General features: G+C 63.2%; 20 protein-coding genes. 11 read left to right on the forward strand and 9 right to left on the reverse strand.

Going from position 1 to position 26,452, the window contains the following annotated elements; genetic code table 11:
* Positions 1–51: 51 nt before the first annotated feature.
* A complete protein-coding gene (gene mfd, locus NKJ88_RS11370) occupies positions 52–3,549 on the reverse strand; it encodes a transcription-repair coupling factor (protein WP_352444067.1) in 3,498 nt (1,165 codons plus the stop codon).
* Between the two features lie 10 nt (positions 3,550–3,559).
* On the reverse strand, positions 3,560–3,847 hold the full coding sequence (locus NKJ88_RS11375) for an FAD assembly factor SdhE (RefSeq protein ID WP_023681561.1): 288 nt from the start codon (positions 3,845–3,847) through the stop codon (positions 3,560–3,562).
* A gap of 314 nt (positions 3,848–4,161) precedes the next feature.
* Between NKJ88_RS11375 and recG the strand changes: the two genes are divergently transcribed.
* A complete protein-coding gene (recG, locus tag NKJ88_RS11380; protein ID WP_352444068.1) occupies positions 4,162–6,270 on the forward strand; it encodes an ATP-dependent DNA helicase RecG in 2,109 nt (702 codons plus the stop codon).
* Here recG and NKJ88_RS11385 read toward each other — a convergent pair.
* The 4 genes from NKJ88_RS11385 to NKJ88_RS11400 all read right to left on the reverse strand — a co-directional run bounded on the left by NKJ88_RS11385 (position 6,222) and on the right by NKJ88_RS11400 (position 12,017).
* A complete protein-coding gene (locus tag NKJ88_RS11385; protein ID WP_031193123.1) occupies positions 6,222–6,992 on the reverse strand; it encodes a DUF502 domain-containing protein in 771 nt (256 codons plus the stop codon). The two genes, recG and NKJ88_RS11385, sit on opposite strands and share 49 nt — an antisense overlap.
* Before the next feature lie 92 nt (positions 6,993–7,084).
* Positions 7,085–8,908: a glutamine--fructose-6-phosphate transaminase (isomerizing) gene (gene glmS, locus NKJ88_RS11390; RefSeq protein ID WP_352444069.1), complete on the reverse strand. Its 1,824-nt coding sequence runs from the start codon at positions 8,906–8,908 to the stop codon at positions 7,085–7,087.
* A 193-nt stretch (positions 8,909–9,101) separates the two neighbouring features.
* Positions 9,102–10,475 carry a bifunctional UDP-N-acetylglucosamine diphosphorylase/glucosamine-1-phosphate N-acetyltransferase GlmU gene (gene glmU / locus NKJ88_RS11395; RefSeq protein ID WP_352444070.1) on the reverse strand — a complete coding sequence of 458 codons (1,374 nt, stop codon included), beginning with the start codon at positions 10,473–10,475 and terminating at the stop codon, positions 9,102–9,104.
* Between the two features lie 792 nt (positions 10,476–11,267).
* The gene (locus tag NKJ88_RS11400; protein WP_352444071.1) at positions 11,268–12,017 is read right to left on the reverse strand and encodes a cytochrome c biogenesis CcdA family protein; all 750 of its coding nucleotides are present in this window, start codon (positions 12,015–12,017) and stop codon (positions 11,268–11,270) included.
* A 218-nt stretch (positions 12,018–12,235) separates the two neighbouring features.
* Between NKJ88_RS11400 and NKJ88_RS11405 the strand changes: the two genes are divergently transcribed.
* From NKJ88_RS11405 to rpmG, 8 genes are all read left to right on the forward strand, one after another.
* Positions 12,236–12,613, forward strand: coding sequence for a COG4315 family predicted lipoprotein (locus tag NKJ88_RS11405; RefSeq protein ID WP_352444072.1), 378 nt, complete (start codon positions 12,236–12,238; stop codon positions 12,611–12,613).
* A 316-nt stretch (positions 12,614–12,929) separates the two neighbouring features.
* A complete protein-coding gene (topA, locus tag NKJ88_RS11410; RefSeq protein ID WP_023710622.1) occupies positions 12,930–15,593 on the forward strand; it encodes a type I DNA topoisomerase in 2,664 nt (887 codons plus the stop codon).
* A gap of 4 nt (positions 15,594–15,597) precedes the next feature.
* Positions 15,598–17,904 carry a ribonuclease R gene (rnr, locus tag NKJ88_RS11415; protein ID WP_023725727.1) on the forward strand — a complete coding sequence of 769 codons (2,307 nt, stop codon included), beginning with the start codon at positions 15,598–15,600 and terminating at the stop codon, positions 17,902–17,904.
* Entirely contained in the window at positions 17,904–18,356 is a 453-nt protein-coding gene (locus NKJ88_RS11420) for a DUF983 domain-containing protein (protein WP_031194788.1), read from the forward strand. Before rnr ends, NKJ88_RS11420 begins: the two co-directional genes overlap by 1 nt.
* 84 nt (positions 18,357–18,440) lie before the next feature.
* A complete protein-coding gene (locus tag NKJ88_RS11425) occupies positions 18,441–19,181 on the forward strand; it encodes an NUDIX hydrolase (RefSeq protein ID WP_023725726.1) in 741 nt (246 codons plus the stop codon).
* A 79-nt stretch (positions 19,182–19,260) separates the two neighbouring features.
* The gene (locus NKJ88_RS11430; RefSeq protein ID WP_023681570.1) at positions 19,261–20,436 is read left to right on the forward strand and encodes an MFS transporter; all 1,176 of its coding nucleotides are present in this window, start codon (positions 19,261–19,263) and stop codon (positions 20,434–20,436) included.
* A gap of 116 nt (positions 20,437–20,552) precedes the next feature.
* A complete protein-coding gene (locus tag NKJ88_RS11435; protein ID WP_023681571.1) occupies positions 20,553–21,008 on the forward strand; it encodes a YqfO family protein in 456 nt (151 codons plus the stop codon).
* A gap of 322 nt (positions 21,009–21,330) precedes the next feature.
* Positions 21,331–21,498, forward strand: a complete 168-nt coding sequence (rpmG, locus tag NKJ88_RS11440) for a 50S ribosomal protein L33 (protein WP_006201775.1) — start codon at positions 21,331–21,333, stop codon at positions 21,496–21,498.
* Positions 21,499–21,907: 409 nt separating this feature from the next.
* Here rpmG and NKJ88_RS11445 read toward each other — a convergent pair whose 3' ends face one another.
* Positions 21,908–23,281 carry a PleD family two-component system response regulator gene (locus NKJ88_RS11445; protein WP_023822972.1) on the reverse strand — a complete coding sequence of 458 codons (1,374 nt, stop codon included), beginning with the start codon at positions 23,279–23,281 and terminating at the stop codon, positions 21,908–21,910.
* 24 nt (positions 23,282–23,305) lie between these two features.
* Positions 23,306–23,677 (reverse strand): response regulator, encoded by a 372-nt coding sequence (locus NKJ88_RS11450; RefSeq protein ID WP_023667574.1) that lies wholly within the window; start codon positions 23,675–23,677, stop codon positions 23,306–23,308.
* Between the two features lie 239 nt (positions 23,678–23,916).
* On the opposite strand from NKJ88_RS11450, the gene NKJ88_RS11455 reads away from it, so the two are divergent.
* Both NKJ88_RS11455 and NKJ88_RS11460 read left to right on the forward strand, forming a co-directional pair.
* Complete coding sequence (locus NKJ88_RS11455; RefSeq protein WP_023822973.1) at positions 23,917–24,216, forward strand: DUF3572 domain-containing protein; 300 nt, start codon at positions 23,917–23,919, stop codon at positions 24,214–24,216.
* On the forward strand, positions 24,213–24,866 hold the full coding sequence (locus NKJ88_RS11460) for a hypothetical protein (RefSeq protein ID WP_023822974.1): 654 nt from the start codon (positions 24,213–24,215) through the stop codon (positions 24,864–24,866). Before NKJ88_RS11455 ends, NKJ88_RS11460 begins: the two co-directional genes overlap by 4 nt.
* Before the next feature lie 24 nt (positions 24,867–24,890).
* Here the strand turns inward: NKJ88_RS11460 and NKJ88_RS11465 are convergent, their stop codons facing one another.
* The gene (locus NKJ88_RS11465) at positions 24,891–26,378 is read right to left on the reverse strand and encodes a hypothetical protein (protein WP_023822975.1); all 1,488 of its coding nucleotides are present in this window, start codon (positions 26,376–26,378) and stop codon (positions 24,891–24,893) included.
* Positions 26,379–26,452: the final 74 nt, after the last annotated feature.

A 26,452-nucleotide genomic window follows, 5' to 3' on the forward strand; every position in this document is an offset into this window, starting at 1 on the left:
ATTTCCTATTCTAGACCGGAATTCAAGCGGTGGCGAATGGTAGCCGGCGGGCTATGCGGCCTTCTCCACCAGCCGCGCCAGTTGCGTCATGACGACCGCCGAGCCCGCCAGGCGCTTCTCCGCCGTTGGCCAGTCGCGGATGAAGACCACGCTGTGGTCGGCCCTGATCTTGGCCAGCGAGCCCTGTTCGCCGATGTACTTGACCAGCCCGACCGGGTTGGAAAACTCGCGCTTGCGGAAATGGATGACGACGCCCTTGGGGCCGGCATCGAGCTTTTCGACATTGGCCCTGCGGCAGAGTGCCTTGATGAAGACGATCTTGAGCAGATGCTTCACTTCCTCCGGCAGCGGGCCGAAGCGGTCGATCAGCTCGGCGCCGAAAGCATCGATCTCCTCGGTGTTTTCGAGATCGCCAAGGCGGCGGTAGAGCGCCAGCCTGAGCTGAAGGTCCGGCACGTAGCTTTCCGGGATCATGACAGCCGTGCCGACAGCGATCTGCGGCGACCAGCCGCCGTCCTGGACCTCGCCGGAGTCCTTCACCTCGGCCACCGCCTCTTCCAGCATCTGCTGGTAAAGCTCGAAGCCGACCTCCTTGATGTGTCCGGATTGTTCTTCGCCGAGTAGATTGCCGGCGCCCCTGATGTCGAGGTCGTGGCTGGCGAGCTGGAACCCGGCGCCAAGCGTGTCCAGCGACTGCAGCACCTTCAGCCGGCGCTCGGCCGTGTCGGTGAGCTTGCGGTTGGCCGGCAGCGTGAACAACGCATATGCCCGCACCTTGGAACGGCCGACGCGGCCGCGCAGCTGGTAGAGCTGCGACAGGCCGAACATATCGGCGCGATGGATGATCAGCGTGTTAGCGGTCGGAATGTCGAGCCCGGATTCGACGATGGTGGTCGACAACAGCACGTCGTACTGGCCGTCATAGAAGGCGTTCATGATGTCGTCGAGTTCGCCCGGCGGCATCTGACCATGGGCCACCGCCACCTTCAGCTCGGGGACGGATTCGCGCAGGAAATCATGGATTTCGGCGAGATCGCTGATGCGCGGAACGACATAGAAGGAATGGCCGCCGCGGTAGCGTTCGCGCAGAAGCGTCTCGCGGATGACCAGCGGGTCGAAAGGCGAGATGAAGGTGCGCACCGCCATGCGGTCGATCGGCGGCGTGGCGATCAGCGACAGTTCGCGCACGCCGGTCAAGGCAAGCTGCAGCGTGCGCGGGATCGGCGTCGCCGACAGCGTCAGCACGTGGACATCGGTCTTGAGGTCCTTCAGCCGTTCCTTGTGCTTGACGCCAAAATGCTGCTCCTCGTCGATGATCAGCAGGCCGAGATTCTTGAACGAGATCGCCGACCCGAGCAGTGCATGGGTGCCGATGACGATGTCGACCTGCCCCTCGGCGATGGCTTTCTTGGTTTCCGCCAGTTCCTTGGCGCCGACCAGCCGCGAGGCCTGGCCGACGCGGATCGGCAGGCCGGAGAAGCGCTGCGAAAAGGTCTTGAAATGCTGGCGCGACAACAGCGTCGTCGGGACCACGACCGCGACCTGGAACCCTTCCATCGCCGCGATGAAGGCGGCGCGCAACGCCACTTCGGTCTTGCCGAAGCCGACATCGCCGCAGATCAGCCGGTCCATCGGCTTGCCGGCGCCGAGATCGTCCACGACGGCATCGATCGCGCCCTGCTGGTCGTCGGTCTCCTCATAGGGAAAGCGCGCCGAGAATTCGCCGTAAAGCCCTTCCGCCGGCACCATGGGCGGCGCGGTACGCATCTGGCGCTCGGCGGCAATGCGGATCAGCTGTCCGGCCATGTCGAGCAGGCGCTTCTTCAGCCGCGCCTTGCGCGACTGCCAGGCGCCGCCGCCGAGCTTGTCCAGCGTCGCCTCGGCTGTGTCAGAGCCGTAGCGCGACAGAAGCTCGATGTTTTCCACCGGCAGGAACAGCCGGTCGTCGCCGGCATAGTGGATTTCCAGGCAGTCATGCGGCGCGCCGACCGCCTCGATGGTGCGCAGGCCGATGAAGCGGCCAATGCCGTGATCGGCGTGGACGACGATGTCGCCGGCCGACAGAGACGAGGCCTCGGCAATGAAATCCGAAGCGCGCTTCTTGCGCTTCGAGCGGCGGATCAGCCGGTCGCCCAGAATGTCCTGCTCGGCGACGACAACCAGCTGTTCGGTCTCGAAGCCGGATTCCAGCGGCAGCACCGCAAGGGCGGCCTGGCCCGGCTCGAGCTTTTCGGCTTCGGCCAGCGTCGCCACCGGCACGAGATTGCCGAGATGATGCTCGGCCAGGATCTGGCCAAGCCGGTCGAGCGAGCCTTCGGTCCAGCCGGCGACGATGACCCGCCGGCGCGCCGCGCGCTCGTCGGCGATGTGTTTTACGACGACATCGAAGACGTTGATGTTTGGGTCAGCCCGTTCCTCGGCAAAGCTGCGGCCATGGCGCGAACCGCCATGGAAGACCTTCCTGGCCCCGACATCCGGCGCATCGAAAGCAGTGAAGTCGATGGCTTCGCGCGGTCCGAGCGACGCCACGAGGTTTTCCGGTGAGAGATAGAGCAGGTCCGGCGCCACCGGCTTGTAGGGCACGGCGTCCTTCAACGCGGCGTCGGCCTGTTTGCGGCGCGCTTCGTAGTGGTCGAGGATCAGCGTGTGACGCTCAGCCAGCGCTTCGTGCGCCAGATGGTCGAAGATGACAGGCGCATCCGGCAGATAATCAAACACTGTCTCCAGCCGCTCGTAGAACAGCGGCAGCCAGTGCTCCATGCCGGCAAAGCGCCGCCCTTCGCTCACCGCCGCATAAAGGCCGTCGTCGCGCTGCGGCGCGCCAAAGGCTTCGATATAGGAGCGGCGGAAGCGGCTGATGGTTTCGGGGGTCAGCGCCACTTCACTCATCGCCTGCAGCGCCATCGACTTGCGCTGGCCGGTGGTGCGCTGCGTGGCGGCGTCGAAGACGCGGATCGATTCCAGCGTGTCGCCGAAGAAATCGAGCCGCAGTGCTTCCGTCCAGCCGGGTGCGTAGAGGTCGAGGATGCCGCCGCGCACGGCGAATTCGCCGATACCGCGCACCGTCGGCACTCGCTCGAAGCCGGAAATCTCCAGCCGGGACACCAGCGCGTTCATGTCGATTTGGTTGCCGGGCTTTGCGTGGAAAGTCTGCGCTTCGACCAGATCGGCCGGCGGAATGCGCTGCAGCAGCGCATTGGCAGTGGTCAGGATGACCGCGCGATGCGGCTTTTTTGCCAGCGCGATCATCGCCGTCAGGGCGTCGAGCCGCTTGGCGGCGGCATCGGAGCCTGGCGAAACGCGGTCATAGGGCAGGCAATCCCAGGCCGGCAACTCCAGCACCGGCAGGCCGGGGGCGGCAAAGGTCAGCGCCTCGATGATCGACGGCAGGCGCTGGCCGTCGCGCGCCACGAACAGCACCGGTTTGTCAGGCGCAATCTCATGGATCGCCTGCACCAGCGCAAAGGCTTCGTAGCCATCGGCAACGCCGTCGACGATGAACTGGCCGGCACGGCCTTTCGGCAGACCGATTTTGGGAATGAGGCTCATGGTTGCACGTTTAAAATGTCATGGTCCGGCGCGATGCCAGGATCTTTTGCAGGACGGCACAGTCGATATTCCTGGGAACCGGGCGTTCGCCGGTGACCATGGGCAGGAATTCGGTGTCGGGGATGTCGAGGAGCCTTTCATATTGGTCGATTTCATCGCCGGTCAAGGCGCCGATCTCGTTGTCGGCAAACGTACCGAGGATAAGGTCCATCTCGCGCATCCCGCGATGCCAGGAGCGGAACAACAGCTTGCGGCGCCTGATATCCAGCCCCTCGCTTGATCGTTTCGTCCCGGTCATCGTGCCGCATCCTTGCTTGGTGCGGCGCATATAGCGTGGATAGAGGGCGGTGTCAGCCTTGCAACGCACGGGTGGGCGGCTAAACATCCCTGGTGTGAAGAACACTCCTGACAACGCTGGTGCCGGACACCGCCCGCACTTCACCCTCCCCCTTGTGGGGAGGGTCGGCGAGCACGCTTCGCAAAGCGAAGCGAGTGAGACGGGGTGGGGGTGCGGCGCTGACCTACCGACTTCCTCGAAAGTTAGCCGCGCACCTACCCCCATCCCGCTCCGCTTCGAGGATCGACCCTCCCCACAGGGGGGAGAGTGAAGCCATGCGCCCCTCCCTCCTCGACCCTCTCTTCGTCCCGATCACTTCGCTTGCCGGCGTCGGCCCCAAGGTTGGCGCTCTGATCGAGAAGGTGGTGGCGGCCGATCTCGGCGAACGGCCGGCGCGCGCCGGCGACCTGTTGTTCGTTCTGCCGCACACCGTCATAGACCGCCGCAATCGTCCCGGCATCGCGCTTGCGCCGGCCGGCGCCATCGTCACGCTCGACGTGCGCATCGACCGCCACCAGCCGCCGCCGCGCGGCAACCGGTCGGTGCCTTACCGCGTCTATGCCCATGACGACACCGGCGAGATCGGCCTGATCTTCTTCCACGCCCATGCCGCCTATCTCGAAAAGGCGATGCCGGTGGGCGAGCATGTCGTCGTCTCCGGCCGCATGGAGTGGTTCAACGGCCGCCCGACCATGGTCCATCCCGACCATATCGCCCTGGTGAGCGAGGCGGAAACACTGCCGCTGGTCGAACCGGTCTATCCGCTGACCGCCGGCCTGTCGGGCAAGGTGCTGCGCCGCGCCATCGGCCAGGCGCTCGGCCGGCTGCCGGAATTGTCGGAATGGCAGGACGGCGCCTTCATGCGCAAGCAGACTTTCCCCGCCTTCGCCGACGCGCTCGCCCGCATCCACTATCCCGCGGACCCGATCGATGTCGCCATCGAGGGGGTGGCATGGCGCCGCCTTGCCTATGACGAGCTTCTCGCCGGCCAGGTCTCGCTGGCATTGGTGCGGGCAAAAGTGCGCCGCCTGTCGGGCCGGCCGCTCATCGGCGACGGTCGCATCGTTGAGAAACTGCGCGCAGCCCTGCCCTATTCATTGACCGGCAGCCAGGAATTCGCGCTTGCCGAAATCAATGCCGATCTGGCCGACCCCGAGCGCATGCTGCGCCTGCTGCAAGGCGATGTCGGCTCCGGCAAGACGGTGGTGGCGCTGCTGGCCATGGGGCGCGCAGTCGAGGCCGGTGGCCAGGCGGCATTGATGGCGCCGACCGAGATCCTGGCGCGCCAGCATCTGGCGACGATCACGCCTTTGGCCGAACAGGCCGGCCTGCGCGTCGCTATCCTGACCGGCCGCGAAAAGGGCCGCGAACGCACTGAAACGCTATCAGGTCTCGCCAGCGGCGAGATCGACATCGTCGTCGGCACCCATGCGCTGTTCCAGGAAACGGTGACCTATCACGACCTCGTCTTTGCCGTGGTCGACGAGCAACACCGCTTCGGCGTCCACCAGCGGCTTGCCATCACCGCCAAGGGCGACGCCCCCGACATGCTGGTGATGACGGCGACGCCGATCCCGCGCACTCTGGTGCTGACCGCCTTCGGCGACATGGACGTATCCAAGCTGACGGAAAAACCGATCTGCCGCCAGCCGATCCGCACCGTCACGCTGCCACTGGAACGGCTGGACGAGTTGGTCGGTCGCATGCTGGACGCGGTTGCCGACGGCCAGAAGATCTACTGGATCTGCCCGCTGGTCGAGGAATCCGAAGAGATCAAGCTGATGTCGGCCGAGGACCGTTTTGCCTCGCTGCAGCCCTTGTTCGGCGATCGCATCGGCCTCGTCCACGGCCGCATGAAGGGTGCCGAAAAGGACGAGGCGATGCGCGCCTTCAAGGCCGGCGAAACCCGCATCCTGATCGCCACCACCGTTATCGAGGTCGGCGTCGACGTGCCGGACGCCACGATCATGGTCATCGAGCATGCCGAGCGTTTTGGCCTGGCGCAACTGCACCAGCTGCGCGGCCGCGTCGGGCGCGGCGACAAGCCTTCTTCCTGCGTGCTGCTTTACAAGGACCCGCTCGGCGAGACGGCAAAGCGCCGGCTGTCGGTGATGCGCGAGACCGAGGACGGTTTCCTGATCGCCGAAGAGGATCTGAAGCTGCGCGGCGAAGGCGAATTGCTCGGCACCCGCCAGTCCGGCACGCCGGGCTTCCAGGTGGCGCGCATCGAGGTGCACGCCGACTTGCTCGAAGCAGCCCGCGACGATGCAAGGCTGATCCTGTCGCGCGACCCGGAACTACAGTCTGAGCGCGGCGAGGCGCTGCGCCTGCTGCTCTATTTGTTCGGCCGCGACGAGGCCGTACGGCTCTTGCGCGCCGGCTGAGCGCCCTCGGCGATCAGCCCGCCAAGCGGCGGGTTGGCGAGATCTCCGTCGATCGGCTGGCCGTTCATCGTCACCATTTTCGGCTTGACTTCGGGCGCCACCAGCCCGGCCGAGACGATCAGCCTGGCGCCGTCCTCGATCGTCATGTCGAGCAGCACGATGTCGGATTTCGGCACGTACATCAGGAAACCGGTGGTAGGGTTCGGCGTGCACGGCATGAACACGGCAATCATCGGGTCGCCTGCATGGTCGAGCTTCTGGTTGATCTCGGTTTCCTTCTCGCTGGCGACGAAGACCAGCGACCAGACGCCTTTTCGCGGATATTCGACCAGCCCGACCTGGCGGAACATATCGCCCTTGTTCGACAGCACCGTCTGGAAAATCTGCTTCAGCGAACCGTAGATGCCGCGCACCAGCGGCATACGGCCAAGCAGCCGTTCGCCGAAATTGACGATGGCGCGACCGACGATGTTGGCGGTCATGAAGCCGATCAGCGTGATCAGCACGAGCGCCACGATCAGGCCGAAGCCGGGCACCGGAAACGGCAAATAGGTGTCGGGGCTGTAGCGCGCCGGAATGTACGGCTTCACCCAGGAATCGACCCAGCCGACGAACGACCAGGCGATATAGGCGGTGATCGCCAGCGGCGCGCAGACGATAAAGCCTGTGAGGAAATAGTTCCTCAGCCGGGTCATGCCGGAAGTTCTGGGAGCATCGGACATGGTTCACCGGGGATGCGGGTTGCAGCGCCACACTAGTGAAGCGGACGGCGCTTTGGAACTGCGAAGTTTTTTAGACCCCCGATGAGCGCCGACTACTCCACGGTCACCGATTTCGCCAGATTGCGCGGCTGGTCGACGTCCGTCCCCATGAACACGGCGGCGTAGTAGGCCAGCATCTGGATCGGCAGCGCATAGATGATCGGCGAGATGATTTCCGGCACGTCAGGCAGGATGATCGTCTCCATCGTCTTCAAGCTCACCTGAGCCGCGCCCTTGGCGTCGGTGATCAGGATGATCTTGCCGCCGCGCGCCGCCACCTCCTGCATGTTCGACACAGTCTTTTCGAAGATGCGGTCATGCGGCGCGATGACGATGACCGGCATGTTTTCGTCGATCAGTGCGATCGGGCCATGCTTCAGTTCGCCCGCGGCATAACCCTCGGCATGGATGTAGGAGATTTCCTTGAGTTTCAGCGCGCCTTCCATGGCGAGCGGGAAATTGGTGTCGCGGCCGAGATAGAGCACGTCCTTGTAGCGCGAGATTTCGCGCGCGATGCGCTCGATCTGCTCCTCGAGCTTGAGCACCTGGTTGGCGTAGCGAGGCGCCTCCGAAAGAGCGCGCACCAGCGTCTTTTCCTCGTCCTTCGAGATCGTGCCGCGGGCCACACCCGCACGCACCGCCAGCGAGGCCAGCACCGAAAGCTGGCAGGTGAAAGCCTTGGTCGAGGCGACGCCGATCTCCGGCCCGGCCAACGTCGGCAGCACGACGTCGGATTCGCGCGCCATGGTCGATTCGCGCACATTGACGATGGCGCCGATCTTCATGCCCGCCTTGCGGCAATAGCGCAGCGAGGCCAGCGTGTCGGCGGTTTCGCCGGACTGCGAGATGAAGAAGGCAGCATCATCAGCCGATAACGGCATTTCGCGATAGCGGAATTCCGAGGCGACATCGATGTCGACCGGCAGCCGCGCATAGCGCTCGAACCAGTATTTGCTGATCAACCCCGCGAGATAGGCGGTGCCGCAGGCCGAGATCGCCAGCCGGCCGATCTTAGCGAAGTCGAACGGCAGTTCCAGCGGCTTCGACACGCCAGAGACGAAATCGACATAGTGCGCCAGCGTATGCGAGATCACTTCGGGCTGTTCATGGATTTCCTTTTCCATGAAATGGCGGCGGTTGCCCTTGTCGACCATGAAGCTGGTCGACAGTGATTGCTGGCGCTTGCGGGCAACCTCTTTGCCGTCGATGTCGAAGATGGTGACGCCATCGCGGCGCACCACCGCCCAGTCGCCGTCTTCGAGATAGGTGATGGAATTGGTGAACGGCGCCAGCGCGATGGCGTCGGAGCCCAGAAACATCTCGCCATCGCCATGGCCGACGGCCAGCGGCGGGCCATTGCGGGCGCCGACGATGAGATCCTCGTCGCCGGTGAACATGATGGCCAGAGCAAAGGCGCCTTCCAGCCGCTTCAGCGCCTGGTGCGCCGCCTCGATCGGCTTCAGCCCTTTGGCAAGCTGCCGCGCCACCAGATGCGCTACGACCTCGGTATCGGTCTGCGACGAGAAGGAATAGCCGTCGCGGATCAGCTCATCGCGCAACTCGGCGAAATTCTCGATGATGCCGTTGTGAACGATGGCGACGCCGTCGGAGAAATGCGGATGGGCGTTGGTCTCGTTGGGCACGCCATGTGTGGCCCAGCGCGTGTGGCCGATGCCGATCGTGCCATCGAGTGGCTCGTCCTTCAGCCGGCGTTCGAGGTTGATCAGCTTGCCTTCGGCGCGGCGGCGGCCAAGCCGGCCATGCTCGATCGTGGCGACACCGGCCGAGTCATAGCCGCGATATTCCAGCCGCTTCAAAGCATCGACGATGAGCGGCGCGACTTGGCTCTGGCCGACAATTCCGACGATACCGCACATGCGCCTGCCCCCGATTCACCTGGAAAACCAGTCCGATGGAAAACCAGCGCTATCTAGGGATTGCCGGCCCGCCGCGAAAGTCACTTTGCGTTTCGTCTGCTGTAACGGAACGCTTCTCAACCCGATGCACCATGACACACCGCTCTTGCAATCCGGTTACCGCAATTCCTCGGTTGTTCAATTGCTTCGGCGGTTAATGGCCGGTGCCGGCCTTTTTCTTCGCCGCTGCGGCAGACGCGAAGCGCTCGCGCAATTCCTTGCCCTTGCCGGGAATGGTCTTCTGGCGGGCGCGGCCGAAGGCCAGCGCATCGTCCGGCACGCTTTCGGTTATGACGCTACCCGAGGCGATGTAGCCGCCCTTGCCGATCGTAACCGGCGCCACCAGCGACGAGTTCGAACCGATGAAGGCGCCCTCGCCGATGTCGGTGAAAAACTTCGAGTAGCCGTCATAGTTGCAGGTAATGGTGCCGGCGCCGATATTGGCCCCCGCGCCCACACGGGCATCGCCGATATAAGTCAGATGATTGACCTTGGCGCCCTCCTCGATGACCGCCTGCTTGACCTCGCAGAAATTGCCGACCTTGGCTTTCTCGCGGAGATCGGCGCCTGGCCTGAGCCGTGCGAACGGACCGACGTCGCAATTGGCAGCGACGGTCGCGCCTTCGATGTGGCTGAAGGCGTGGATCTTGGCGCCGCCGGCGATTTTCACGCCCGGGCCGAACCAGACATTGGGCTCGACGATGGTGTCGGCGCCGATTTCGGTATCGTGCGAGAAATACACGGTGTCCGGCGCAATCAGCGTTACGCCCGACAGCATCGCCTCGTCCCGACGACGCTGTTGCCAGATGCCTTCCGCCTGCGCCAGCTCGGCCCTGTTGTTGATGCCGAGCGCGCTCTCGAAGCTCGTTTCGGTGGCGACGACATCGAGCCCTTTCGCACTGGCGATCTCGACGATGTCGGTGAGATAGTACTCGCCCTTGGCGTTCTTGTTGCCGACCTTGTCGAGCAGTTCGAGCGCATGAGCGCCGGCCACCGCCATCATGCCGGCATTGCAGAAGCCGATCTTCTTTTCCTCGGCGGAGCAGTCCTTCTCCTCGCGGATGGCGGTGAGCTTGCCACCTTTTTCGATCAGCCGGCCATAGCCGGCCGGGCTGGGCGGACGGAAACCGATCACCACGACGGCCGCGCCATCGGCAAGCTTTTGCCGCGCGGTCACCAGGGCTTCAGCATCGATCAGCGGCGTGTCGCCGAACATCACGAGAATATCGTCATAACCCTTTGATATCGCATCGCGCGCAGCCCGCACGGCATGCGCAGTGCCGAGCCGCTTCTCCTGCACGAAGGTCTCGGCCTTGGGCGCGAATTTCGCCGCCGCCTTGCGCATATCATCGGCGCCATGGCCGATCACCAGCGCCTGGCTGCGGGCGCCGGCGGCCTCGGCCGCTTTCACCACATGGGCGACCATCGGCAGTCCGGCGATCTGGTGCAGCACCTTCGGCGTCGCGCTCTTCATGCGCGTGCCTTCACCGGCGGCGAGGATAACGGACAGGCAGGATCTGGTTTGCATGTTGGGAGTTTCCGAGGACCGAGATTCGTTGCAGTCTTAGCACCGGAGGCATCGCGGTCCAATGCGGCTGAATTTCGGTAGAAACCTAACAAAGACCCTTGGCGGTCGTCAGGTAAGTATGGTCATCCGCAGGAGACAGAAAGTGCTTTGGGGATGAATACCCAGATTTCGTTCCCGCGAGCTGTCAGTTGGGCCTTTCGGTCCGATTTCGACAAACGGCGGCGATTTGAGTTGGAGAATTCGCCTGCTTTTGACGAGATTGTAGAGCGAATATGCAAGGAAGCCGCTTCAAGAAAGATAGATGCGTCTGTAAGGCCCGGGAACCGAGCCGAATTATTCGGGTGTCATCGCGCTGGGTTTTGTTTGCGGGTTAAGCCAACGACCTTTGACATTTTCTTTAATAGCCCCACGGGTTTGCGAGCTCAGTATCTAGTTCATCCTGATCTTGGACAGGCGGCAAACTGCGTGTTGATCGCGGCTCTCAGATTGCAGTTGCTTGATGCCTATAAGAAGGAATCGCTACCGATTGCGCATAAAAATTGGTCAATCGACAACTCCATCGACGCAACATCGGCAAGGATATGGCGATACGAGTTGGTCTCTACCGCACCCAAACACGATCTTAACATCCCAGGGTGGGACGGACATGGATAGTCCGCCCCAATGGGAGAATGCTTAGTTGTAAATGGTGCGTGGATCGACTCGGATGGCCAGGAGGTAGTCATTCCGGAGAAGATCGGACGGCGATTTGAAGTGCACAGAAGCGGATATTCCTAGGGTCAAGCCCAGCACCTACCCCAGCCGGCCCAGCACCGGAAAATTCTCCAGCAGCCAGTAGGACACCGTCTGCACGCCGCCGGTGAGAAAGAACACCCCGGCGACGACCAGCAGCGCGCCGATGACTTTTTCGACGCGGCCGAGATGGACGCGGAACCTGCCGAGGAAGCGCATGAAGGCGCCGGAGAACAGGGCAGCAATCAGGAACGGAATGCCGAGGCCAAGCGAATAGGCGGCAAGCAGAAGAGCGCCCTCGCCCACCGTCTCGCGGCCGCCGGCCAAGGTCAGGATCGGCCCCAGCACCGGGCCGATGCACGGCGTCCAGCCAAAGGCGAAGGCCAGCCCCATGACATAGGCGGCGACCATGCTGGCAGGCTTGCCCTGCGACTGAAAGCGCGCCTCGCGCGACAGAAGTGGTATGCGCAGGATGCCGAGGAAATTCAGCCCCATCAGGATGATCAGCACCCCGGCCGCCATCGCCAGCGGCTCCTGCCAGACGCGCAGCCAGTGGCCGATGGTCGAGGCGCCGGCGCCAAGCGCCACGAACACGGTGGAGAAACCGAGTACGAAGGCGAGCGAGGAATAGATGAGCGCGCCGCGGGCGCCGGCCTTGGCCGTGACGCCGGCACCGCCACCGCGAAAGTCGTCGACCGACACGCCGGCCATGTAGCAGAGATAGGGCGGCACCAGCGGCAGCACGCAAGGCGACAGGAACGAGATCGCCCCCGCTCCGACCGCGCTGACATAGCCGATGTCCAATGGCATTCCAGAACTCCAGATTCCTTGGCGCCGATATAGCGACGCAAAATCGTGTTCGCCAATCACCATCGTGTGGAATTTGGCTACAGATACGATCCGGCCGGACGAATTGTTGTCGGCCAATCCCAAGTTGACCAAGCCGGGGAAGAAATATCCCTCGCCGAACGTTCACAGAGCGAAGCCGCGATTTCTGCGCGCTTCGTCGGATCACCAGGGAGATTTCCATGAAAACGATCACCGTCGGCCTGGCCGCCCTTCTGCTCAGCACCGCCGCATCCTTCGCCGCCGAAGCGTGGAAGGAAGCCGAAGTCGGTGGCACCAAGATCTACACCGATGCCAATGGCATGACGCTCTATACCTATGACAAGGACGAGAAGGGCAAGACCAACTGCTATGACAAATGCGCCACCAACTGGCCGCCGCTGAAGGCCGAGGATGGCGCCAAGGCGGACGACGAATGGACCATCGTCGAACGCACCGACGGCACCAAGATGTGGGCCTATGACGGCAAGCCGGTCTACACCTTCATCAAGGACAAGAAGGCCGGTGACATCACCGGCAACGGCGTCGGCGAAGTCTGGCACATCGTCAAGGCCGACTGATCGTCCGAACCTCTATCCCGCACCCCATCGGCGGGACTCGGCTGGCCGCCGGCTCCAAGCGACCCGGCGACCAGTTCGGCATTTACGGGCAGCACGAACTGGTCGCGGCGCCTTTCCCGGTGGCTCGAAACACGAACCCTCCCAGACAAAAATTTTGTGATCTTCTCCATACACTCTAAGAGTGTATTGCGGCACACGCCTCCGCATTTTGGCCGCTTGCCCTTGACCGATCGCAAAAGCGCGGCCATGTGAGCGACCAATTGAATGCGTCACGCAGCGGAATTCTTCTGCCGCCCCACAGCTGATATGAGACCTCATGGACGTCGTCGTCGTCGAATCGCCGGCCAAGGCAAAGACAATCAACAAGTATCTCGGCAAGAACTTCAAGGTTCTGGCCTCGTTCGGCCATGTCCGCGATCTGCCGGCCAAGGATGGTTCGGTGCGTCCCGACGAGGATTTCGCCATGTCCTGGGCGGTCGACACCGCGTCCGGAAAGCGTCTCACCGACATCGCCAACGCGGTCAAGGATGCCGATGGCCTGATCCTCGCCACCGATCCGGATCGCGAGGGCGAAGCCATTTCCTGGCACGTGCTGGAGGTGCTCAAGCAGAAGCGCGTGTTGAAGGACAAGCCGGTCAGCCGCGTCGTCTTCAATGCCATAACCAAGTCGTCGGTGCTGGAAGCGATGGCCAATCCGCGCCAGATCGATGCACCATTGGTCGATGCCTATCTGGCTCGCCGCGCACTCGATTATCTCGTCGGCTTCACGCTGTCGCCGGTGCTGTGGCGCAAATTGCCGGGCGCCCGTTCGGCCGGCCGCGTCCAGTCGGTGGCGCTGCGCCTGGTCTGCGACCGCGAATCCGAGATCGAGCGCTTCATCCGCGAGGAATACTGGCAGATCGCTGCCCTCCTCGGCACGCCACGTAACGACAGCTTCGAGGCGCGGCTGACCGCGTTCGAGCGCAAGAAGCTGCAGAAGCTCGACATCGCCAGCAAGGCGCAGGCCGACGATATCAAGGGCATGCTCGAAGGCGCGACCTTCAAGGCTCTGTCGGTGGAAGCCAAACCGACAAGGCGCAATCCTGGCCCGCCCTTCACCACTTCGACGCTGCAGCAGGCGGCATCGTCGGGCCTCGGCTTTTCGGCGACGCGCACCATGCAGGTGGCGCAGCGCCTCTATGAAGGCATGGAGATCGGCGGCGAGACCACCGGCCTGATCACCTATATGCGAACCGACGGCGTGCAGATGGCGCCGGAGGCGATCGACGCCGCCCGCGACACCATCGCCAAGGAATTCGGCCCAAGATACCTCCCGGAAAAGCCGCGCCAGTACACAGCCAAGGCCAAGAATGCCCAGGAAGCGCACGAGGCGGTCCGCCCGACCGATTTCATGCGCACGCCGGCTTCGGTCAGGCAGTATCTCGATTCCGACCAGCTGCGGCTTTACGAATTGATCTGGAAGCGCGCCATCGCCAGCCAGATGCAGTCGGCCGAGATCGAGCGTACCACGGTCGAAATCGAGGCGGTCAATGGCGCTCGCACCGCGGAGCTTCGCGCCGTCGGTTCCGTCGTTCGCTTCGACGGCTTCATCGCCGCCTACACCGACCAGAAGGACGACGACGCCGAAGACGAGGAAAACCGTCGTCTGCCCGAGATCCGTGCCGGCGAGCAGCTGGCCCGTCAGGCGATCAATGCCACCCAGCACACCACCGAGCCGCCGCCGCGCTACTCCGAGGCGTCGCTGATCAAGAAGCTGGAAGAGCTCGGCATCGGCCGTCCGTCGACCTACACCGCGATCCTGAAGACGTTGGAAGACCGTGACTACGTCACCATCGACAAGCGCCGGCTGGTGCCGCAGGCCAAGGGCCGGCTGCTGTCGGCTTTCCTCGAAAGCTTCTTCGAGCGCTATGTCGAATATGACTTCACGGCCTCACTCGAGGAAAAACTTGACGAGATTTCCGACGGCAAGCTCGCCTGGAAGGACGTGCTGCGCGACTTCTGGAAAGATTTTTCCGGCGCCGTCGCCGACATCAAGGAACTGCGCGTCACCGACGTGCTCGATGCGCTGAACGAGGAACTGGCGCCGCTGGTGTTCCCCGCGCGGGAGGATGGCTCGAATCCCCGCATTTGCCCAAAATGCGGCTCCGGCAATCTGTCGCTGAAACTCGGCAAGTTCGGCGCCTTCGTCGGCTGCTCCAATTATCCGGAATGTTCCTTTACCCGCCAGCTCGGCGATGCCGCCAACCCGAATGGCGAGAATGGCGGCGGCGAGGACGGCACCAAGGTGCTCGGCAACGATCCCTACACGGCAGAGGAAATCACGCTGCGCTCAGGCCGCTTCGGTCCTTATATCCAGCGCGGCGACGGCAAGGAAGCCAAGCGGTCCAGCCTGCCCAAGGGCTGGACGCCCGACTCGATCGACCATGAAAAGGCCTTGGCGCTGCTGTCGCTGCCGCGCGATATCGGCAAGCATCCTGAATCCGGCAAGATGATCTCCGCCGGGCTTGGCCGCTATGGTCCATTCGTTTTGCATGATGGCACCTATGCCAATGTCGACAGCATAGAGGATGTGTTCTCGATCGGCCTCAACCGCGCTGTCACCGTGATCGCCGAGAAGCAGCTGAAGGGCAAGGGCGGCCGCAATGGCGGCACTGCGGCGGCGCTGAAGGAACTCGGCGACCATCCCGATGGCGGCGGCAAGATCGTCGTGCGCGATGGCAAATACGGGCCCTATGTCAACTACGGCAAGGTCAACGCGACACTGCCCAAGGGCAAGGATCCGCAGTCGGTGACCGTCGAGGACGCGGTGGCGCTGATTGCCGAGAAGGAAGCCAAAGGCGGCGGCAAGAAGCCGTTCCGCAAGGCGGCAGCCGCCCGGGCCCCCACAGCCAAGAAAACCACTGCCAAAACAACCACTGGCAAGAAAACCACAGCCAAGAAGTCGGCGACCAAGAAGCCGGCGGCGAAGAAAAAGGGATAGCAGCGTGGCGCGCAGGATCACCGGTAGAAGCCACGGCGATCCGCGCACCGCCGACACGAGGGCCAAAGTCAAGGACGACTACAGGCCCTCGCGTGACGAAATCCTGCGCTACATCGCCGAGAACCCCGACCGCGCGGGAAAACGCGACATCGCAAAGGCGTTTGCCTTGCGCGGCGACGACCGCATCTGGCTGAAGGACATTCTGCGCGACCTGCAGGACGAAGGCATCCTGACCAAGGAGCGCAAGCGGCTGGCCCGTGTCGGCGCCCTGCCCCATGTCGCCGTGCTCGACATTTTCGGCCGCGACGGCGACGGTATTCTGCTGGCGCATCCGGCGGAGGCCGTCGGCACCGGCGAACCGCCGGTGATCTCGATCCGCGTCTCCCGCGGCGGCAATGGCCCGCAGCCTGGCATTGGCGACCGTGTGCTGGCCAAGACCTTCCCGACCGACGAGGCGACCGGGCCTGCCTATACGGGCCGCGTAATGAAGATTTTCGAGAAGCGGACAGATGCCGTGCTGGGCGTCTTCCGGATCCTGAGGGACGGCACCTTCCGCATCGAGCCGGTCGAACGTCGCCAGCCCGAACTGATCGTCGACAAGGAATTCCAGAACGGCGCCAGGAACGGCGACCTTGTCGAGGTCGAGCCCGCGCGGGCCTCCCGGTATGGTTTGCCGCGCGCAAAAGTGCTGGCGGTGCTGGGCTCGCTGACCAGCGAAAAGGCGGTCTCGATGATCGCCATCCACGCGCACGACATTCCGCATATCTTCCCGGCCGACGTCATCGCCGAATCCGAGGCGGTAAAACCGGCGACGCTTGCTCACCGCGAGGACTGGCGCGACCTGCCGCTGGTGACCATCGACCCGGCCGACGCCAAGGACCATGACGACGCCGTCTTCGCCACGCCCGACCTCGACGAGAAGAACCCGGGCGGCGTGATCGCCACGGTGGCGATCGCCGATGTCGGGGCCTATGTCGGCTATGGCACCGCACTCGATCGCGAGGCGCTGAAACGCGGCAATTCTGTCTATTTCCCCGACCGCGTCGTGCCGATGCTGCCAGAGCGCATCTCCAACGACCTGTGCTCGCTGCGCGAAGGCCAGGACCGTCCCGCGCTTGCCGTGCGCATGATTTTTGCCGCCGATGGCCGCAAGCTGCGTCACACCTTCCACCGCGTCATGATGAAATCGGCGGCAAAGCTCGCCTATCCGCAGGCCCAGGCCGCGATAGACGGCCTTCCTGACGACAAGACCGGCCCGATCCTCGACACGGTGCTGAAGCCGCTGTGGGACGCCTACGCCATCCTCAAGCGCGGCCGCGATGGCCGCCAGCCGCTCGAGCTTGATCTGCCGGAGCGCAAGATCCTGCTCAAGCCGGACGGCACCGTCGACCGCGTCATCATCCCGGAGCGGCTCGACGCCCACAAGCTGATCGAAGAATTCATGATCCAGGCCAATGTCGCCGCCGCCGAAACGCTGGAAGCGAAGAAGCAGGCGCTGGTCTACCGCGTCCACGATGCGCCGTCGCTGGCCAAGCAGGAATCGCTGCGCGAGTTCCTGCAGACGCTCGGCCTGTCGCTGGCGCGTGGCGCGCAGATGCGGCCCGCCCAGTTCAACGGCATTCTCGAGCGCGTGCGTGGCGCCGACAATGAGGGGCTGGTCAACGAAGTGGTGCTGCGCTCGCAGAGTCAGGCCGAATATTCGCCCAAGAACATCGGCCATTTCGGCCTCAACCTGAAGCGCTACGCGCATTTCACCTCGCCGATCCGCCGCTATGCCGATCTGATCGTGCATCGCGGGCTGATTGCCGCACTTGGGCTCGGCCCCGGCGGGCTGACGCAGGACGAAGAGACGCGGCTGGAAGACGTCGCGGTGCTGATCTCCGGCACCGAGCGCCGCGCCATGGCGGCCGAGCGCGACACCGTCGACCGGCTGATCGCTGCCTACCTCGCCGAGCGCATCGACGACCGCTTCGACGCCCGCATTTCGGGCGTCACCAAATCGGGACTATTTGTCCAATTGCCGCAGTTTGGCGCAGATGGCTTCATCCCGGTGTCAAGTCTGGATGGCGATTACTATATATATGACGAAACCGCGCGATCGCTGTTCGGAGAACGCACCGGCAAGGGCTATCAGCTTGCCGACCGCGTCGAGGTTCGCCTGATCGAGGTGGCGCCTATGGCCGGGGCGATGCGTTTCGAGATGCTGACCGACCCGAAGCCCCTGCCCGGCTCCAAACGGTCGTTTCACAAGGCAAAAGGCCGCGCCCGCGCGTCGCAATCGCGCCCGGGGTCGCGCGGCAGGAGACGATAATGGCAAGCGAAATGGGAATCCAGAAGCAGGTTTTCGGCGGCGAACATCATTCGGGCCGAGTCGCCCGCCCGCTGTGGACGGCGATGAAGCGCGGCGCCCTTGGCCGCTGCCCGCATTGCGGCGAAGGCAGGTTGTTCGCCGGCTTCACCAAGAGCGTCGACAAATGCGCCGTGTGCGGTGAGGAGTTCCACCACCACCGCGCCGATGACCTGCCCGCTTATCTCGTCATCGTCATCGTCGGCCACATCGTTCTCGGCGCCTTCATGGGCGTCGAGGCGACGTCGACGCTCTCCATGTGGCAGCACATCGCCATTTGGGTGCCGTTGACGATCGTGCTGTCGGTCGCTCTGCTGCAACCGGTCAAGGGCGCCGTCATCGGACTGCAATGGGCGCTCTATATGCACGGCTTCGGCGGCGAAAAAGACGGCACGGAGCCGCATCCCGGAACCTAGTTGCGTCAGGGCAATGTCGCCTGGCGCAACACGCCGCGTGAAAGGCCACTTTCGTTTGCCAGAAGTTTCCGCTAGGTCCTGCGCATGGAAGGTATGACCAAGGCGGAAGTCAGCAGGATGGACCGTGGCGCGGCCGCCCACAGCAGCCAGTCCATACGTCCGCGCGATGCAGCCACCCTGATCCTGCTCGACCGCGAGGGCGACGAGATTCTGGTGCTGATGGGCCGGCGCCATGCAGGCCACGCCTTCATGCCCGGCAAGTTCGTCTTTCCCGGCGGCCGCACCGATTCGGCCGACAGCCGCATTGCCGTTGCCACCCCATTGCTTCCGGAGGAAGAAGCCAGGCTGACCGCCGGCGTCGGCCGCATCAGCCCGTCGCGGGCCCGTGCCATCGCGCTCTCGGCCATCCGCGAGACCTATGAGGAAGCCGGCCTGCTCATCGGCCGCAAAGGCTCTTTCGCAACCGACAAACGCGACTGGCAGGGCTTTGTCGAGCACGGCGTCCAGCCTTCGCTGGCGCCGCTGCGCTTCATCGCCCGCGCCATCACCCCGCCCAATCGCGTGCGTCGTTTCGACACCCGCTTCTTCACCGCCTGGCGCAGCGATGTCGCCGTGGAACTGCCGGGTGGCGGCCCGACCAATGAGCTGGAAGAACTGGTCTGGCTGCCGCTCGCCAAGGCCAGAGAGGCCGATATCCCCGACATCACCCGAACGATCTTGCAGGAACTGGAGACGCGGCTTGCCGACGATCCGCGCCTGCGACCGGGTGGGTCCGTGCCGTTCTACCGGCTTGTCCGCAACCGCTTCGTTCGCGAAATTCTTTAGAGCAATTCCAGGAAAAGTGTGACGCGGTTTTCCGTCCGGAATTGCGCAATATCAAACAGACAGAGTATTCAGGCATCCCATGACGGTCGATACCCAGCAAGAGGGCGACGAGCGCGTACATTGGCTACCGATGATCGCCGCGATCTCGTCGATCAGCGTCGTCGGCATCGCCATAGGCCTCGGCATGCCGCTGCTCAGCGTTATTCTCGAGAGCCGCGGCCACTCGGCATCGATGATCGGCCTCAACACCGCGGTCGCCGGCCTCGCCTCGATCGCCGGCGCCCCGCTGGCCACGCCGCTGGCGATGCGCTTCGGCGTCGCCTGGACGATGATCGCCATGATCGCCGCCGGCGCGCTCGCCTTTGTCGGCTTCCACTTCGCGCCGGACTTCTGGATGTGGTTCCCACTACGCGTCGTGCTGCACATCGCGCTGACGGTGCTGTTCATCCTGTCGGAATTCTGGATCAGCACCTCGGCGCCGCCGCGCCGGCGCGGCCTGGTGCTCGGCATCTACGCCACAGTGCTGTCGCTCGGCTTCGCCGCCGGGCCATGGATCTTCGCCCATATCGGCAGCACCGGCTTCTTGCCGTTTGGCGTCATCATCGTCCTGGTCGCGCTGGCCGCAATCCCGGTGCTGGCCGCACGGAATGAAAGTCCCACAATCGTGGTTGACGGCGAAACCAGCAACTTCCTGCGCTACATCTGGCTGGTGCCGACAGCGACCGCCGCCGTGCTGGTGTTCGGCGCCGTCGAGACCGGCGGCTTTGCGCTGTTCCCCGTCTATGGCAACCGCATCGGCTATTCCGAGGCGGATGCAGCCCTCCTGCTCACCATGATCGGCCTCGGCAACGTGCTGTTGCAGATCCCTATCGGCATGATCAGCGACCGCGTCTCAGACCGCCGCTATCTGCTTTTGGCCTGTGCCACGGTCGGACTTGCCGGCACCATCTTCATGCCGTTCTTCGCCGGCAATTGGCACCTGATGGCGGCGCTTCTGTTTGTCTGGGGCGGCGTGGTGGCCGCCATGTACACGATCGGCCTTGCCCATCTGGGCTCGCAGCTCTCCGGCCATGAACTGGCCTCGGCCAATGCCGCCTTCGTGCTCTGCTACGGCGTCGGCATGGTGCTTGGCCCGCAGGCGATCGGCATCGGCATGGATGCCTTCGGGCCCTCCGGCTTCGGCTGGTCGCTCGGCCTGTTCTTTGCCGCCTATATCGCCTTGGTCAGCGCCAGGCTGGTCCGCAAGATCTGGTAGCCTGTCCGTCGCCAGCCTGCGCAATCCTGACGGGATGTCGCCGCTGCTGACAGAACCGTGTCAGGAGACCTCAGCTAAAAGGGTGTCCCAAAAAACCCGAGTTTGAGGATACGGCGATGATCGACAGCGGCTTTGAAACCACATCTCTGCGCATGACGCTTCTGCTGCTTGTCAGCTTCCAGGCCCCGGCAGCCGATGTCGACCGCATCATGGACGCCGTGGTCGCGATCGCGCCGCTGGCGATGGGAAAATACGATCGCAACGCCTATCAAACGGCGCACGGCATCGAACGCTACCGGCCGCTGGAAGGTGCAGCCGCCGGCGTCGAAACCGAACTGCGCCGCCGCCCCGGCACCGTCGAGGTCTCGTTCGAGTTGCCCGACGACCAGGCGCTCGCCGCCCGCGTCGTCGAGGCGATTTTCCAGGCGCATTCCTACCAGGAGCCGGTGATCCGCATCCAGCCAATCCTCGCCAGCCGCTCCAAGGGCCTGGACGACCGCGCCAATCCGAATCGCCGGTGGAACACCACCGGGGACTGGAAGAAAGCGCTTCCAGTTAAGGAAGAAGCCTAGAAATCCGGCCCCGCAGAGGGCGAGCAACAGCGACCTTACCTTCTCTCCTTGTGGGGTGAGAAGCGGCCTCGTAGCGGACGAAAAGCCAATTGCTTGGCTTTTCAAGATTCGAACGCCCTGAGCCTCAGCCTCCATCGAGCCGGTGATAAAACCGGACAACCATGTGCTACCTAATCCGGACAACTCATGTGCTTACGACATGGCAAGGCGTCGGGCTTGACTTTCCGGGCACGTTCTTTATGTGTCGCGCCAAGTTTCCCGCGTCCGGGTGTTTTCCCCCGCTCCAGCGGCCAAAACCCCACGAACATAACGGACTGATACAATGGCCAAAGCCGCAAACATCAAGATCAAGCTTCTGTCGACCGCCGACACCGGTTTCTTCTACGTGACCAGCAAGAACAGCCGTACCAAGACCGACAAGCTGTCGTTCCGCAAATACGACCCGGTCGCCAAGAAGCATGTCGAGTTCAAGGAAACCAAGATCAAGTAATCTGGTTTTCATACGCTCTGTCAAAAGCGCCGCCCCTTCGGGCGGCGTTTTTGATTCAAGGCCCCGAAAAGCCAGAACCCTCCGCTGTTTGGCGCGAAGTGCTCATCTCATGTTTTGGCAAAAAAGGGGGCCGGTCGGCGTATGGCAGCGGTACGAGGAGGCCACTATGTGCCAGCGCCGGCCGGCCGACCCCACGGACCCAGGAGATGCGGCGGACCTGAGCATCATGGGGTATTCGGCGAAGCGATGCGGCTGTCTACCCTCGTGCCCGCATCGCCCTTGTTCTTGCACCGCACATTTGCGCAACAATGTTTGAAAATCAATAGTTTCTTAACCAAGCCTGCCGAATCGCTTGGATTAAGGTAAATTCCTAACCCTGTCCGATTGACTGCATAATCGGTGGTCTAGCCTACGCTGCCTTGGCGACGACCCGGTTGCGGCCGCCACTTTTGGCTTCGTAGAGCGCCACGTCGGCACGTTTCATCAACGCCGCGACCGTGTCCGCGCCCTTCAGAACCGATGACACGCCGACGCTGACCGTGACTTCGATCGCCTTGCCGTCAGGACCGATGGCAAACGGCAGCTGGGCGATTTCGGCGCGAATGCGCTCGGCAACCTTCTCCGCCACCGTGCCGTCCGTGTCCGGCATCACAACGACGAATTCCTCGCCGCCGAAGCGGCAGGCAAGGTCGATGCCCCTGACGTTCTTGCGCAGCCGCCTTGCGAACTCGCGCAGCACATCGTCGCCGCCATCATGGCCATGCGAGTCATTGACGGTCTTGAAGCGGTCGAGATCGGTGATCATCACCGACAGAGGCCGCCGCCGCGCCACGGCGCGGTCGAACAGCGTCTGCAAATGGCTGTCGAGGTAGCGGCGGTTGTGCAGCCCGGTCAACGCGTCGGTCACCGCCATCTCGATGGTCTGGGTGACACTGGCGCGCAGCTGGTCGTTGTAGCGCTTGCGGCGCACCTGCGTGCGCAGCCGCGCCGTCAGCTCCTGCTGGTCGATCGGCCGCATCAGATAGTCGTTGATGCCGAGCTCGAGCCCGCGAATGATGCGCCCCTCCTCGCCTCCATCGGCAATCAGGATGATCGGCAGGAAGCGGGTGCGGTCGAGCGAACGAAATTGCGAACACAACCGCAGCGGATCGAAATCGGCAAAACCGGTCGAGATCAGCACGCACTCATAGAGCGCCTCGGCGGCTTGGAAGAAGCCGGCATGCGGATCGGTCGCAATGTCGAGCTCGGCGCTGCCGCGCAGCATTTTCTGGATGCGCTCAACCGACGATTTGCGCTCGTCGATCAATAGCACCTTCGGCGTGGCGTCCTCCGACGCGAAGCTGCGGCTCAACAGCGCATCGATGCCGATGTTGCGGGTGGTCGATGCGCGCAGCCGCAGCTCGTCGGTCAGCGACTTCAGCCTGACCAGGCTCTTCACCCGCGTCATCAGCTGCAGATCGTTGACCGGCTTGGTGAGAAAGTCGTCGGCGCCTGCCTCGAGGCCGCGCACCCGGTCGGCAACGTGGCCCAGCGCGGTCACCATGACCACCGGTATATGCGCGGTCGCCGGATCGCTTTTCAGCCGCTTGCAGACCTCGAACCCGTCCATGCCGGGCATCATCACGTCGAGCAGCACGACATCGACCTTGCCGTTTTCGCAGATCTCGATCGCGTCCGGCCCGTTGGAGGCCGTCAACACCTCGAAATATTCGGCCAGCAGCCGAACCTCGAGAAGTTTGACATTGGCAGGGATGTCGTCGACGACGAGGATCCGCGCGGTCATGTCACAAGGCTCCGGCTGAAGGCATCAGGCATCACCGAGATAGGATTTGATGGTCTCGATGAAACGCGGCACCGAGATCGGCTTGGAGATGTAGGCCTCGCAACCGCCCTGGCGAATGCGTTCCTCGTCGCCCTTCATGGCGAAGGCGGTGACGGCGATGACCGGAATGGAATGGAGGTCGTCGTCCTCCTTCAGCCATTTCGTCACTTCCAGCCCCGACACTTCGGGCAGCTGGATGTCCATCAGGATCAGGTCGGGCCTGTGCTGGCGCGCCAGATCGAGCGCCTCGAGCCCGTTGCGCGTGCGCACCGTTTCATAACCGCTGGCTTCGATGAGGTCGCGAAAGAGCTTCATATTGAGCTCGTTGTCCTCGACGATCATGACCTTCTTAGGCATCGATTTCCCGTCCCGGCCAGGCTTCTGCCCGAAGCCCTGCCGCTATGCGCCCTTGTCGAAGCACACCAAACCCTCGCCCACTCTTAAGGCAATATGATTGACGAAATGGAAACTCGAAGCGGCAAAAGCCATTCGGATTCCACCTCGAAAACCACATTGGATCGGGGCTGTGGCTTGCCGCAGGCGACGCTTGCGATTACTGCGGAAAAGAGACTCATTTCCGCAACGAGAAAGTAGTGATGGCAAACGCAGCGTCAATGCGCGAGGAAGCGGAAACCATTGCCGTGAAGGCACTGGGCTTCGTCGCCGCCGACCCCGAACTCCTGCCGCGCTTCCTGGCCCTCACCGGCATCGAGGCGTCCGCCATCCGCCGCGCCGCGGCCCAACCGGGATTCCTTGCCGGCGTGCTGCAGTTCATCCTCGCCCACGAGCCGACCTTGCTGCGCTTTGCCGAGGAAACCGACACTCCGCCGGCCTCAGTCGGCAAGGCGTTGCGCGCGCTGCCTCTTGGCGGCGACGACCATGAGCATTCGATATGAGCGACGATCCCGAGACGGCACGCCAGATCGCCGAACTTGCAGCCGACGACCGGCCTCTGCTGATCCTCGATGTCGACGATGTCGTGCTCGAATTCATCCGGCCGTTTCCGCATTTCCTGAAATCGCGCGGCTTCGGCCTGACCCTGGCCTCCTTCCGTCTCACCGGCAACATTGCCGAAACGGCGAGCGGCCGGCTGATCGAACAGCCGGAGGTGACGGCACTTCTCGGAGATTTCTTCGATACGCAGGCCGACTGGCAGAGCGTTACCGACGGTGCCGAACAAGCGCTTGCCAGCCTCAGCGACCGCGTCGAGATCGTCCTTTTGACCGCCATGCCGCACCGGCATCGCGCCGCCCGCCGCGCTCATCTCGATGCGCTCGGGCTGCCCTATCCGCTGTTGACCACGGAGATGGCCAAGGGACCCGCGGTGGCTAAGTTGCGTGGTAGCAAAGGGCGGCCGGTAGCCTTTGTCGACGACCAGCCCGCCAATCTCATCTCGGCACGCAACTCGGTTGCCGACGCCCACCTCTTCCACCTGATGGCCGACAATTCGCTGCGCGCCTTCCTGCCGCCGGTGCCGGACGACATCATCTCCGTCGAGGACTGGCACGAGGCCGCGCCAAAGATTGCTAGCGCGCTGGGACTCTGAGTTAGCCGCCCCCGAGGTCAGTGCTCAAGGCTTCGTTGCTGTCCCAGGGATCGCATCCGGATCGGCGTTGTCTTCCACGACCGGATCAGGCCCCTTCAGCATCGCGCCGTTGACCGTCACCGACCCATCATGCCTGGCGTTGATCACCCATTCGATACGGCCGTCCGGCAGCGTCTTGGCGAATCCCTTAATCGCAAGCGCCCCTGTGAAAGCCTGCGAGGCCTCCGGGTCAGATTTAGCCGCCGCCTGCAAGGTTTCAACGATCTTGTCGTAGCCGGTTACGTCGACGGTCACGCTCGCATCCGGCTTCTTGCCGGGGAACGTCATTTCGCCCTCCATCGCGACCTCGATGTCGCCGTTCTTCACCGTGCTGTGCCCGAGAACGAATTTTGGTATCTTGGCCAGGAAATTGGCGGAAATCTCGTCGCCGAAATCTGGCGGCAGCGGTGGATCCTTGCTGAAATCGAGGGTGTCGATGGTTTTCCTGGCCATACTGTCGAGATCGATGTTGGCGCCGCCGAAATTCAGGTCGAGATCCGTCGGCAGCAACGCAACGGTCCAACTGGGCAGCATCTGCTGCGGTATTGTCAGGCCGGAAACCTTGAATGCGTAGCTGATCTTGCCGTCCTTGGTGATGCCGTCCATGCCGACAACGGTGTTCAGCTGCGCCGCGCCGAAATTGCCGGCATATGTTTCAATGGCAAGGTTTTTGAATGCGTAGGTCCCATCGATCCGTTCCCATAGCGGCAGCGCACCGAGCAGAAGCGTTTTGAACTCTGCTTGATCGGCCTTCAGCCGGGCCTCGTCCTCATGGGCGACGGCGAACGCCAAAAGATCCAGAAGCGGCTTGGTCTGAATGGCCTTAGCGGTCACGTTCACAGCGAGCTCCGGTGCCCGGAGCGCTGCGATTGACCGGTCATCGATTTTGACCGTTTCGACGAAGTCCGCCATCGCCTGTGTGAAATTAAGATCGACGCCGCCGTTGGCCGACTTCCTGGCGTCAAATTTGGAAGAGCCCAGCCCCACGCTCAAATCGGTCAATTGACTGACTTGGCGCGACGTCATCGTCATGCCCGCAATCGAACTGGTGCCGCTGGTAAATGCCGCCAGTTCCGGGTCATAGACGCCCGTGAACTTGCCATCCTTGACAACGATTTGCCCGGTGTTCAGGCCATTTGGGCCATTTACCTCGATGGACCCAGTCGTAGAGAAATCCGAGGCGACATCCCAGCCTCCGTCGCTGCGCGGTTTGACCCGCAGCGTGACGGGCGGGAAATCGAACCGCTTCAGATCCTGCTTCGGCATCTTCGCCACAAGCGCCATCACATCGAAGGTGATCTTGTAGGCACCCTCCTCGGCTGAGATCTTCAAAATGCCTTCATTGAGCGCCTGTTTGCCGACATAGCGAGAGAGCTCATCGGAAAGTTGCTTGGCACCTTGGGCATCGACAGCCTGGCCAAAGGCAGGAGCGCTGAGGGCGAGAAGGAAAGCAAGCGGCAAGACACGGTTCACAAAATTCTCCATTTGACCAAAAAGGAACGCTTCGTTCGTCTGCTATGAAACCAACCTACAGCTTCCACAGGACA

Origin of the sequence: Mesorhizobium sp. M0016 (assembly GCF_040324035.1) — a bacterium.
Lineage (GTDB): Bacteria > Pseudomonadota > Alphaproteobacteria > Rhizobiales > Rhizobiaceae > Mesorhizobium.

What these genes read in the sequence shown, in the direction of transcription:
- mfd (WP_352444067.1), bottom strand. Translation starts at nt 3,549, where the DNA reads ATGAGCCTCATTCCCAAAATCGGTCTGCCGAAAGGCCGTGCCGGCCAG.
- NKJ88_RS11375 (WP_023681561.1), bottom strand. Translation starts at nt 3,847, where the DNA reads ATGACCGGGACGAAACGATCAAGCGAGGGGCTGGATATCAGGCGCCGC.
- recG (WP_352444068.1), top strand. Translation starts at nt 4,162, where the DNA reads ATGCGCCCCTCCCTCCTCGACCCTCTCTTCGTCCCGATCACTTCGCTT.
- NKJ88_RS11385 (WP_031193123.1), bottom strand. Translation starts at nt 6,992, where the DNA reads ATGTCCGATGCTCCCAGAACTTCCGGCATGACCCGGCTGAGGAACTAT.
- glmS (WP_352444069.1), bottom strand. Translation starts at nt 8,908, where the DNA reads ATGTGCGGTATCGTCGGAATTGTCGGCCAGAGCCAAGTCGCGCCGCTC.
- glmU (WP_352444070.1), bottom strand. Translation starts at nt 10,475, where the DNA reads ATGCAAACCAGATCCTGCCTGTCCGTTATCCTCGCCGCCGGTGAAGGC.
- NKJ88_RS11400 (WP_352444071.1), bottom strand. Translation starts at nt 12,017, where the DNA reads ATGCCATTGGACATCGGCTATGTCAGCGCGGTCGGAGCGGGGGCGATC.
- NKJ88_RS11405 (WP_352444072.1), top strand. Translation starts at nt 12,236, where the DNA reads ATGAAAACGATCACCGTCGGCCTGGCCGCCCTTCTGCTCAGCACCGCC.
- topA (WP_023710622.1), top strand. Translation starts at nt 12,930, where the DNA reads ATGGACGTCGTCGTCGTCGAATCGCCGGCCAAGGCAAAGACAATCAAC.
- NKJ88_RS11420 (WP_031194788.1), top strand. Translation starts at nt 17,904, where the DNA reads ATGGCAAGCGAAATGGGAATCCAGAAGCAGGTTTTCGGCGGCGAACAT.
- NKJ88_RS11425 (WP_023725726.1), top strand. Translation starts at nt 18,441, where the DNA reads ATGGAAGGTATGACCAAGGCGGAAGTCAGCAGGATGGACCGTGGCGCG.
- NKJ88_RS11430 (WP_023681570.1), top strand. Translation starts at nt 19,261, where the DNA reads ATGACGGTCGATACCCAGCAAGAGGGCGACGAGCGCGTACATTGGCTA.
- NKJ88_RS11435 (WP_023681571.1), top strand. Translation starts at nt 20,553, where the DNA reads ATGATCGACAGCGGCTTTGAAACCACATCTCTGCGCATGACGCTTCTG.
- rpmG (WP_006201775.1), top strand. Translation starts at nt 21,331, where the DNA reads ATGGCCAAAGCCGCAAACATCAAGATCAAGCTTCTGTCGACCGCCGAC.
- NKJ88_RS11445 (WP_023822972.1), bottom strand. Translation starts at nt 23,281, where the DNA reads ATGACCGCGCGGATCCTCGTCGTCGACGACATCCCTGCCAATGTCAAA.
- NKJ88_RS11450 (WP_023667574.1), bottom strand. Translation starts at nt 23,677, where the DNA reads ATGCCTAAGAAGGTCATGATCGTCGAGGACAACGAGCTCAATATGAAG.
- NKJ88_RS11455 (WP_023822973.1), top strand. Translation starts at nt 23,917, where the DNA reads ATGGCAAACGCAGCGTCAATGCGCGAGGAAGCGGAAACCATTGCCGTG.
- NKJ88_RS11460 (WP_023822974.1), top strand. Translation starts at nt 24,213, where the DNA reads ATGAGCGACGATCCCGAGACGGCACGCCAGATCGCCGAACTTGCAGCC.